Origin of the sequence: Xanthobacter autotrophicus, from assembly GCF_030015065.1 — a bacterium.
GTDB lineage: Bacteria > Pseudomonadota > Alphaproteobacteria > Rhizobiales > Xanthobacteraceae > Xanthobacter > Xanthobacter autotrophicus_D.
Genome location: NZ_JAIVFN010000064.1, coordinates 16,912 through 27,360 on the forward strand (window position 1 = coordinate 16,912; position 10,449 = coordinate 27,360).

The 10,449-nt window shown below is 62.4% G+C and carries 8 protein-coding genes; 5 read left to right on the top strand and 3 right to left on the bottom strand.

All coding sequences use genetic code 11. From position 1 onward, the window contains the following. Nucleotides 1-50 precede the first annotated feature (50 nt). From dcm to K9U40_RS13815, 3 genes are read left to right on the top strand one after another with little or no spacing between them, the layout of a single operon-like run. Nucleotides 51-1,286, top strand: coding sequence for a DNA (cytosine-5-)-methyltransferase (dcm, locus tag K9U40_RS13805; protein WP_282890750.1), 1,236 nt, complete (start codon nucleotides 51-53; stop codon nucleotides 1,284-1,286). Further along, nucleotides 1,252-1,734 carry a very short patch repair endonuclease gene (locus K9U40_RS13810; protein ID WP_282890757.1) on the top strand — a complete coding sequence of 161 codons (483 nt, stop codon included), beginning with the start codon at nucleotides 1,252-1,254 and terminating at the stop codon, nucleotides 1,732-1,734. The genes dcm and K9U40_RS13810 overlap by 35 nt, the downstream gene beginning before the upstream one ends. After that, the gene (locus K9U40_RS13815) at nucleotides 1,734-2,966 is read left to right on the top strand and encodes a type II restriction endonuclease (RefSeq protein ID WP_282890751.1); all 1,233 of its coding nucleotides are present in this window, start codon (nucleotides 1,734-1,736) and stop codon (nucleotides 2,964-2,966) included. The genes K9U40_RS13810 and K9U40_RS13815 overlap by 1 nt, the downstream gene beginning before the upstream one ends. A gap of 89 nt (nucleotides 2,967-3,055) precedes the next feature. Here the strand turns inward: K9U40_RS13815 and K9U40_RS13820 are convergent, their stop codons facing one another. Both K9U40_RS13820 and K9U40_RS13825 read right to left on the bottom strand, forming a co-directional pair. Beyond that, nucleotides 3,056-4,408 carry a relaxase/mobilization nuclease domain-containing protein gene (locus tag K9U40_RS13820; RefSeq protein WP_282890752.1) on the bottom strand — a complete coding sequence of 451 codons (1,353 nt, stop codon included), beginning with the start codon at nucleotides 4,406-4,408 and terminating at the stop codon, nucleotides 3,056-3,058. 7 nt (nucleotides 4,409-4,415) lie between these two features. Continuing rightward, nucleotides 4,416-4,808: a hypothetical protein gene (locus K9U40_RS13825; RefSeq protein ID WP_282890753.1), complete on the bottom strand. Its 393-nt coding sequence runs from the start codon at nucleotides 4,806-4,808 to the stop codon at nucleotides 4,416-4,418. A gap of 174 nt (nucleotides 4,809-4,982) precedes the next feature. Between K9U40_RS13825 and K9U40_RS13830 the strand changes: the two genes are divergently transcribed. Together K9U40_RS13830 and edd are read left to right on the top strand one after the other, a co-directional pair. Further along, on the top strand, nucleotides 4,983-6,686 hold the full coding sequence (locus K9U40_RS13830; RefSeq protein WP_282890754.1) for a hypothetical protein: 1,704 nt from the start codon (nucleotides 4,983-4,985) through the stop codon (nucleotides 6,684-6,686). A 573-nt stretch (nucleotides 6,687-7,259) separates the two neighbouring features. Beyond that, nucleotides 7,260-9,122 (top strand): phosphogluconate dehydratase, encoded by a 1,863-nt coding sequence (edd, locus tag K9U40_RS13835; protein WP_282890755.1) that lies wholly within the window; start codon nucleotides 7,260-7,262, stop codon nucleotides 9,120-9,122. Nucleotides 9,123-9,135: 13 nt separating this feature from the next. On the opposite strand, the gene K9U40_RS13840 is transcribed toward edd, so the two are convergent. Next, a complete protein-coding gene (locus tag K9U40_RS13840) occupies nucleotides 9,136-10,449 on the bottom strand; it encodes a bifunctional folylpolyglutamate synthase/dihydrofolate synthase (protein ID WP_282890756.1) in 1,314 nt (437 codons plus the stop codon).

Sequence of the window (10,449 nt, forward strand, 5' to 3'; positions counted from 1 at the left end):
CATCATGTCATAAATATTCCCAGCGATTCGCCGCTGCAGAAAGGATTGCCATGACCCCATTTTCCACGCTCCGCCAGCAGGCGGGCCTGTCCATCCAGGATGTGGCCCGGAAAATGGGTTTCGACGAACGCACCGTCTATCGCTGGGAGAGGGGGGAAACCCTGCCGCGCAGGCCGGTGATGGATCAAATTCGCTCCATGGTGGATGAGCGCCGGAACGCCGCCCCGAGCAGCTTTACCTTCATTGACCTGTTCGCAGGGATTGGTGGGCTGCGGCGCGGATTCGAGCCGATTGGCGGCAAGTGCGTTTTTACATCGGAATGGGATCGCTATTCGCAGAAGACATATCGCGCGAACTTTCCGGGGGATGACCATCCCGTGGAGGGCGACATCCGTGAGATAGGATCGGACGCCATTCCGGCGCACGATCTTCTTCTCGCCGGTTTTCCCTGCCAGCCCTTCTCAATCGCCGGGGTTTCCAAGAAGAATGCGCTGAGCCGTCCGCATGGATTTGCCTGCGAGGCACAGGGAACCCTGTTCTTTGACGTGGCCCGTATCATCCGGGATCACAGGCCGAAGGCGTTTCTGCTCGAAAACGTCAAGAATCTCGTAAACCATGATCGTGGCCATACGTTCAGGGTCATCCACGATGTCCTCACGAGGGAGCTTGGTTATCACGTCGAGGCGCGCATTGTTGACGCCAGATCGTGGGTTCCGCAGCATCGCGAGCGGATATTCATCATCGGTTTCAGGGAAAAGAACGCATTTTCATTTGATGACATGGAAATCCCCGATCCGCTGGATGGGCCAAAGTTAGGCTCGATCCTTCACCGTTCAGGTGATTCCGAGGAAAAGCCGTATACGGAAAAGGATGGGCGGGTGTCGTCAAAATATACCCTGTCTGCACATCTCTGGAATTATCTTCAGGAATATGCGGAGAAACATCGACTCAAGGGGAACGGTTTCGGATTCGGCCTGTTCGGGCCGAATGACGTGGCAAGGACGCTGTCGGCCAGATACTACAAGGACGGTTCGGAAATCCTTATCGGGCGGCAGGGAGGGATTCCGCGGCGACTGACGCCACGCGAATGTGCGCGGCTTATGGGATTTGACGCGCCGGGACGGACTCCGATGATTATTCCGGTATCCGATACGCAGGCCTACAGGCAGTTTGGCAACGCCGTGGTCGTTCCCGTGGTGGAGACCGTTGCCCGTCACATGCAGCCGTTCCTGCTTGAAGCCGTTCACGGTGATGCCGGAAGGCGGGAGAAGGCTGCCGTTGCCTGACGTTGTTGATCCCGTCACCCGAAGCCGCATGATGGCCGGCATCCGGGGCAAGAATACAAGGCCGGAGCTGGCGATCCGCAAGCGGCTGCATGCTCTGGGCTACCGCTATCGGCTTCACCCCGGAGACGTTCCGGGAAAGCCTGATTTCGTGTTGCCGCGATACAGGGCGGCGGTCTTTGTTCATGGCTGTTTCTGGCATGGCCATGACTGCGCCCTTTTCCGGATACCCGGCACCAGAACGGATTTCTGGCGGTCAAAAATAGAAAGCAACCGCGCGCGGGATGTTCGCGTTGCCATGAACCTCGGGGCCGCGCACTGGCGGCAGCTTACGATATGGGAATGCTCTTTCCGGGGCCGGGGAAGCATTACCCTGGAGAAGGTGATAGACGAGACTGTCAGATGGCTGGCGAGCAGCGAACCGACTTATGAAATCAGGGGGACGCTCTGATGGCGCTTGTAGACCTTGCCGACTGGATGGATGAATTCGAACGCCCTGAAAAATCGCTCTGGTATATCAAGCGTCTCTCGGCAAATGATACACTTGCGAACAATGCGCATCAGGCGGGGCCGTATATTCCAAAAAGTTTTCTTTTCCGCGTTTTCCCGCAGCTTGATACATCAGAAGTGAAAAACCCGGATGCGCATTTTGATCTCTATATCGATTCCCATGTGGATTACAGGCGTGTCCGTGCCGTCTATTACAACGGCAAACGATACGGAGACGGCACGCGCGATGAATCCCGCCTGACAAACTTCGGTGGCCGCACCTCCGCGCTTCTCGATCCTGAAAGCACGGGGGCCCTGGCTGTGTTTGCCTTCCTGCTGGATGACGCGGGACAGGCAAACGAATGCCACGTCTGGGTTTCCCGGCACCCAACAGAAGAGGATCTTGTCGAAGAACGCATCGGCCCCGTCGAACCGGGCCAGCTTGTCGTCTGGGAGCCTGGCATCGGACGGGAGATGCCTTCACTGCTGGTACCTGCCCCGCGAACGTCGTGCCGTCTTTCATCCGATGAAATTTCTCCTGCATGGCTGGAGAAATTTCCTTCTGGTGAGGAAATCATCCGCAAGGCAGTCGAACTGAGAAGCGCCACAGGACTCAATCCGGATGCACGGCTCATGCGGCGACGCGTCTGCGAGTTCGAGGTGTTCCAGAGCATCGAAGAGGCGTATTTCCTGCCGCGGATAAGTGCAGGTTTCCCCTCCATTGAAGCGTTCATCAGTCAGGCTCATGCCATACTTCAGAGCCGAAAGTCGAGGTCAGGCAATTCTCTGGAGTTACATGCCCGCCAGATTTTCATTGAAGAGGGACTGCGGAGCCTTCAGGACTTCCAGCATCGTCCCAGAATCGAGAACGGGAAAATTCCGGACTTCCTTTTCCCTTCGAAGACTGCATATGAAGACGCGGATTTTCCGGCAACCCGTCTTCGCATGCTCGCGGCAAAAACCACCTGCAAGGATCGCTGGCGACAGGTTCTCAATGAAGCCGACCGCATTCCGGTAAAGCACCTGCTGACGCTGCAGGAGGGAGTGTCGGAGGGGCAGTTTCGGGAAATGAAGGAAGCTGGCGTCCAGCTCGTGGTGCCTACGGGACTGCATGACAGCTTCCCGGAGAACGTACGTCCGAACCTGGTTTCCTTCGAAGAGTTTATCGGCGACATCCGGCTTATCCTCCTCTGAGGGGCAATACTTTAAGGAGTTATTGGTTCAATAATCGAAATTAAAGATCTGATAGTGAATTGCATTGTCGATCGATTTAGCTTTTTAATCTATCTCTCTCGATCAAAGTCGCGGCGGAAGGGTGTTTTTGAATGTGTTTCCCTCTCCATGTTTCGCAGCCCTTCCAGACGCTGCCCCATCGTAGGGCGTAATCCGGCTTCCTTCGCGAAATCCTTTACCGCTTCCGGCTGGCGGGCCATATGCTGCAAGGCCTCCCGGTCGGTCCGTAGCTCCCGCAGCAATGTTGCATGACGGTCGCGAACCGCGCGGATTTTCTCTTGCAACGCCTGGCGGTCCATCATCTGCGCGTCGATAAGCGCCTGCCGCTGCTCGCGGTCGCGGACGAGAGCGGTATAGGCTTCCTGTTCGTTGCGCCGCTGGATGTCACCCTGTCTGCCCATGATGCGGTTCCAAAGGCCTTGCAAGCCTTTCCCAATCCGTGCCGCCCGTTCACGGGTCTCCCCGGCCCAACGTTCGGTCTGCCGGGTCTGAAGGGATGAGCGCTCCTGCCTGTGCTGCTCCACCATTCCCTGGCGCTGGACTTCAAGGGGCGCAAGGTCGCGGCGTTTAAGTTCCTCCGCCTCGCGCATGTGGCGCTTGAAGGTGGCAGAAAGATCTTGGGCGAGCCTGGTGCGGGCCTCGGCTATGGAAGGGAGGGAAGCGGGCTTGCCGAGCCGTGCTTCGATTTCCTTGACCTTCTTACCCGTATAGCGGGAGAGGGAAAGCACCTCGCCCTCCGGCGTGAGGGCCACATGGCCACGCCGGTCGCCTTTGGCGAGGCTGAAGCCGCGGGCCTTCAGGGCCTGCGCGAAGGCGGCGGCGGCATCCGATGCCGCCCAGCATTCCTGCATCAGCGCCTTCACGTCGCGCGCGTCGCGCCCCATGCGTTTGGCCTGCTGCCATTCGGCCAGCGTGAAGTTCCGGGGATCGGCCTCGCGGCTGTTCATCAGTCCGCGCGGCATCTTCCAGCCATGCTCCATATACAGCTCGCGCGAGAGATCGCGCAGCTTCAGCTTGAAATAGGGGAGGTTGCGGGCCGTCATGGTCTCGGCGTCGATGCGCGACCAGACGGCGTGGGCGTGCCTGCGCCCCTCCTTCTCGTGGAACACGATGACGCGGGGCTGGCCTGTGAGGCCGTTGCGCTCCTCGATCCGGGTGATGGCGGTCTCGAAGATTTCCACCGGGACACGCTCATTGGGGGGCGGACTCAGGGAGACCGAGAACAGGAATTGCCGGCACCGCGTGCCCTTGCTGACCGCATAGGCTTCCTTCAGCGCGCCTACGAGGTCATCTGAAACGAAGCCGCGGATGTCGTGGACCTCGACATGTTCATTTTCGTCGGTGCGCAGGAGGTGAAGGCCAAGCTGCTTGGCTCCGCCGCGCTGGGAGGCTTTGAGGATCATGGAGGGATCAAGCCTCCCCAATGGCCAACGCTTTCATAAGCAGGGCCTTGATGGTGGCGATGTCGGCGGCAGCTTTGAGGATGGCGTCCTCTGCCTCCGGTGTGACGGGCAAGGCCCCGATCTTTGCCAGATGGGCCAGTTCGCGCACGCTGCGGGCCGTATCCTGCTGGCCGATCCGGGCGAGCAGGCTCGCCAGGGCCACATGATCCTTCACGGGCAGAGCCGCGCGCGTTCTGGCTGCGCCGAAGGGGGCGTTGTCGTTGGCGGGAAAGAGCAATGCCTGCGCATAGGCGCTGACCGGCTCCCGGCCAGCGCGGCGAAGGAGGTCGGCGTGCTGGTCTGGTTTCAGCGGCACGGAGAGAATGTGCCGGGATTTGGTTGTAGGGCGCTCGTCAGGCATGGTGCCCGAGAGGGTGCCACGCCCGAACCAGGATTCTGGGCGGAAGCAGAGCCTCAATTTGCGGGCAGACTATTTCATTCAACAATTATTTCGATAGCAAAAACAAGCGAGTATACTTGTTGGACGCGCAATGTCAGAATATCATCTGGAATTAACGGGCAGGAGAAAATTCGTATGGCCTCTTACGCGCACAAGAAGATCGCTGAAGCGATCCTGGGTATCGATCGCTTACCCGGCGAAGCGACTGCCTTCGACAAATGGATTCGTGCTGGGCAGCATCTGGACTATCTGCAGGCGAACGCCCGAAGCGACGAACTCATTATTTATGCTTCTGGTCCCTATAGCTTCGTCCATAGCATAGCTGTTCCAGTCGATGCCCTCACGGCTAATGCTCCCGAGGGTTTGCTGCAATGGAGTGCAAACCCGTACACGAGCATTGCAAGCTATATGTCGGGGGGCGGGCGCCATACGATGTGGATCGAACGCGAGAAGGATCAGCGCGGATCACCGGCGCTGGATGCCGGGGTCGATCTGATTTTCGGTCGGACTTTCGAAGGTTGGTCCGGGCCGGACAGGACATATTTCGAGGTCAATCAGGAATACACGCATCTTTCCGACATCCACTGGCGCCCCGAGCGCAGCGCGTATTGCCGATTTGATCGCAATGGTGATCTGGCCGACATCGTTTCGGTTACCGTGGGATTGAAGAAGCGTAATGACGTAACCTTGGTGACGTTCGCATGGCCGGAGCTTGAGGAATATCTGGCAATCGCCGGATATGCACTCGTGCGCATGTTTGATTTCACGCTGCTTCGTTACGGCGATTTTGGGGGATGGGGCGACGGCCTTGAGGAGGTAGTACGCGTCTCGGACGATTTCTTGTATCGGCAGAAAGTTCAAGGCGCCGCCGCTTACACGCGCGGCATTCAGATTATCCGGCCGCGCGACGCCCGTGCCCTCAGCGAGAACGTGTCAGGCCGATGGTTCGGAAGTTCCGCGCGCGAATATGCCAGCTTCATCGCGCAGGACTGGCGAAACGACAGAATAACCGAAATTTCGACGGACCCCGCCGCCACTACCAACTATTTTGAAGCGGATGGAAATGATTTACCTTACGAGCTCTCTCCGGCATTCTTCCGACCGGAGGTCTTGTCGAAATATAAGACTGACCGCGAGAAATATACCGTCCATGAGCGGGATATCGATTGCCGTACGTCATGGACGTTGCGCGGCTATGATGTTAACGACGCCGGACAGGTTTTCGCCTATATCTGTTATCTACGAAAGCTGCCATTCAATGAGCAGCTGCACTGGAAATCCTTCAACGAGCCACCGAAGGCGGGAATTTCCGAGCGTGCTTACATCAACGACTTCAGGGGTGAGTTTGTCACGTTCCAGCATCCGCGTGCGGAGACGTTGTCTATCCTTGCGCGCTGGCGCGAAAGCGGGGTCGGATGGTGGACACTGACCGACGAGGACCTCCTGCATCGCGCCAGCCCTCCAATCTCATCCAGCAAGGACGAGTGGGCGGAGGCGATCATGGATTTATCGAAGCTCGTTGTGGAGGGCTTCGACACGAAGTTTCTCCGGACGGCACTGGATAAGGTATCGGAGGCCTACACCCGTGAGGAGAAGAGCATTGCCTTGCTGGAAAAGCTCCTCGCCATCAAGAATCCCTATGGAGGCCCCATTAGGCTCGAAGGGCTTCGCACGGTTCAGCACATCCGCTCCAAGGTTAAGGGGCATTCAGGCAGTTCCGAGGCGAAAACCATCGTCCAGGACGTGCTTACGAAATACGAAACATACGCCGAGCATTTTAAACAGCTTTGCGCGCTCGTGGCGGACGATCTGCGGCGCATCGAGTCTGGCTTGAGTTAGCAGAACCAGCTGCTTGCTTCCGGTGGAATTGTTCCATTGACAGAGCTGGACATACTAATTACAGATATTTTTTGTTAATAGCTATATGTCCGGTTCCAAGTTGAAAGAATGCACCTCCAGTTCGGTATTCCACTCCTCCAACGTGGTGAGAAGCTGGTTCGAGTCTGGTACGATTAGGTGCACCATTGTTTTCTCTTCACGCCGTCGCGGTCTTCGACCGCTGCGCTCCAGAGGGGGCGCCGAAATGTCGGCGGCGGCCGTTTGGCCTTGCGAACCCTGCGGGTTCGAAACCGGCCCGCCGGAGCGCACCACTTTCCTTCGCGCCCCGCCACCCGCCAACCCATCGAGCCGGTGGGCCTGCGCTCGGCTTCGGCGCACCATTCTTGTTTGCGCGATGCCGCCCCGTCACCCTGCCCGGACCGCCCGAGCGCATTGATCAGCTTTCGCCACGGCGGATTGAACCCGCATTCAAAAGTCAAATCGATTTGAGTGGCGCGTGCACTCCGGCGCCAAATGCTCTAAATGCGCTATCCTGAAAACCCGGCCAGCTGATGCCCCCAGGAGGAGCCCGCCATGTCCGCCGAGACCCCATCCGCCGCTTCGACAGCCTCCGCCCATCTGAATGCCCGCGTGGGCGAGGTGACGGAGCGGATCGCGCGGCGTAGCAGCAACGCGAGACAGCGCTATCTCGACCGCATCTCCGCCGCCGCCGCCCACACCCCCCGCCGCCAGGCGCTGGGATGCGCCAACCAGGCCCATGGCTTCGCCGCCTGCGCCCCCGGCGACAAGGCCGTGCTGCGCGAGGGCCAGGGTGCGAGCCTCGGCATCGTCACCGCCTATAACGACATGCTCTCGGCCCACCAGCCCTACGAGCGCTATCCCGAGCTGCTGCGGGACGCCGCCCGCGCGGCCGGCGGGGTGGCGCTGGTGGCCGGCGGCGTCCCCGCCATGTGCGACGGCATCACCCAGGGCGAGGCCGGCATGGAGCTGTCCCTGTTCTCCCGCGACGTGATCGCGCTCGCCACCGCCGTGGCCCTGTCCCACCAGACCTTCGACGCCGCCGTGTTCCTCGGCATCTGCGACAAGATCGTGCCCGGCCTCGTCATCGGCGCGCTGTCGTTCGGCCATCTGCCGGCGGTGTTCATCCCGTCGGGGCCCATGACCTCCGGCCTCTCCAACACCGAGAAGTCGAAGATCCGCCAGCTGTTCGCGGAGGGCAAGGTCGGCCGCGACGCGCTCTTGGAGGCGGAATCCAAGTCCTATCACGGCCCCGGAACCTGCACCTTCTACGGCACCGCCAACACCAACCAGATGCTTATGGAGATCATGGGCCTGCACCTGCCCGGCGCCTCCTTCGTGACCCCCGACACGCCGCTGCGCGATGCCCTCACCAAGGCTGCGGCGCAGCGGGCGCTGGCCATCACCGCGCTCGGCAACGACTACATTCCCGCCGGCCGCATGCTGGATGAGAAGGCCTTCGTGAACGGCATCGTCGGCCTCCACGCCACCGGCGGTTCCACCAACCACACCCTGCATCTCGTCGCCATGGCGGCGGCCGGGGGCATCGCGCTCACCTGGCAGGATTTCGCCGATCTCGCCGAGGTGACGCCCTTGCTCACCCGGGTCTATCCCAACGGCACCGCGGACGTGAACCATTTCCACGCCGCCGGCGGCATGGCCTTCGTCATCCGCGAGCTGCTGGGTGCCGGCCTGCTGCACGGGGACGTGGAGACCATCCTCGGGCGCGGCCTTGCGGCCTACACCAAAGAGCCGGTGCTGGCGGCGGACGGCAGCCTCGCCTGGCGCGACGGCCCCGCCGCCACCGGCGACGACAAGGTTTTGCGCACGGCTTCCGATCCGTTCCAGGCCACCGGCGGGCTGAAGGTGCTGGACGGGAACATCGGCCGCGCCGTGATCAAGACCTCGGCGGTGGCCCCCGAGCGCCATGTGATCGAGGCCCCGGCGCGGGTGTTCCACGCCCAGGAAGAGCTGCAGGCGGCGTTCAAGGCCGGTGAGTTGACCGGCGACATGGTGGCGGTGGTGCGGTTCCAGGGGCCGAAGGCCAACGGCATGCCGGAACTGCACAAATTGATGCCGCCCTTGGGCGTGCTTCAGGATCGCGGGCTCAAGGTGGCCCTCGTCACCGACGGGAGGCTGTCGGGAGCGTCGGGCAAGGTGCCCTCGGCCATCCATGTGACGCCGGAAGCGGTGGACGGCGGCGCCATCGCCAGGGTGCGCGACGGCGACCTGGTGCGGGTGGACGCGGTGGCCGGCACGCTGGAGGTGCTGGTCCCCGAAGCCGAATGGGCGGCCCGCACTCCGGCGACGGCGGACCTCGCGGCGTCCCACACCGGCGTCGGCCGCGAGCTGTTCGCCCCCTTCCGCGCCGCCGTCGGCCAGGCCGAAAACGGCGCCAGCATCTTCGCCTTCGCCTGAGGCGGAAGGGCGATCAGGCCGGCTCGGCGCCGTTGGCGGCGAGCACTGCCCCGGCGAGGTAGAGCGAGCCGGAAATCAGCACCCGCGGCGGCGGCACCTGCGAGGTGCGGGCAATGCTGTCGAGGGCGCTGCCCACGTCACGGGCGACCCGCGCCGACATGCCGAGGCCCATGGCGGCGGCGGCCACGTCCTCCGGCTTGAGGCCCGCATGCTCGCCGGGCACGGGCACGGCGATGGCCTCCCGCACCAGCCCGGCGAAGGGCGCGAGGAAGCCGGTGACATCCTTGGTGCCCAGCATGCCGAGGATGAGCACGAGCGGGCGCGAATAGCGCTCCTCCAGCTCACACAGGGCATGGGCGAGGGCGGCCCCACCGGCGGCATTGTGCCCGCCGTCGAGCCACACCTCGACGCCGGCCGGCGCCCGCGCCACCAGCGGCCCCGTGGGCAGGCGCTGGAGCCGCGCCGGCCAGTCGGCCTGGAGGATACCGGCCTCGTGCGCCGCCGGCAGCTTCACGGCGCGCAGCGTGGCCACCGCAAGGCCCGCATTGTCGATCTGGTGCGGTCCCACGAGGCGCGGGCGCGGCAGGTCCAAAAGCCCGTCCTCGTCGGCATAGACGAGGCGGCCGGCTTCCTCGCTGACGTTCCACTGCTGGCCGCGCACGAACAGCGGGGCAAGCTTCTTCGCCGCCGCCCGCTCGATGACGGCAAGGGCCTCCGGCACCTGCGAGCCGACCACCACCGGGCGGCGCGGCTTGATGATGCCCGCCTTCTCGCCGGCGATGGCCTCCACCGAGGTGCCAAGGAAATCCACATGGTCGATGGAGACCGGCGTGATCACGCTCGCCAGCGGCTCGGCCACCAGATTGGTGGCGTCGAGCCGGCCGCCGAGCCCCACCTCCAGCAGCAGCACGTCCGCCGGATGCTCGGCGAACAGCAGGAAGGCCGCCGCCGTGGTGATCTCGAACAGGGTGATGGGCTGGCCCGCATTGGCGGTCTCGGTCCGGTCGAGGGCCTCGGCGAGGGCCGCGTCCGACACCAGAACGCCGCCTCCCGCGGCGCCGAGGCGGATGCGCTCGTTGAAGCGCACCAGATGGGGCGAGGTATAGACGTGCACCCTTTGGCCCGCCGCCTCCAGCATGGCGCGCATGAAGGCGATGGTGGAGCCCTTGCCGTTGGTACCGGCCACATGGATCGTGGGCGGCAGGCGCCGCTCCGGATTGCCGAGGGCATCCAGCAGCCGGCCCATCCGCGCCAGGGACAGGTCGATCTTCTTGGGATGGAGCGCGGCGAGACGGTTAAGGATCTCGTCGGTGGCGCGGGCGGGCAG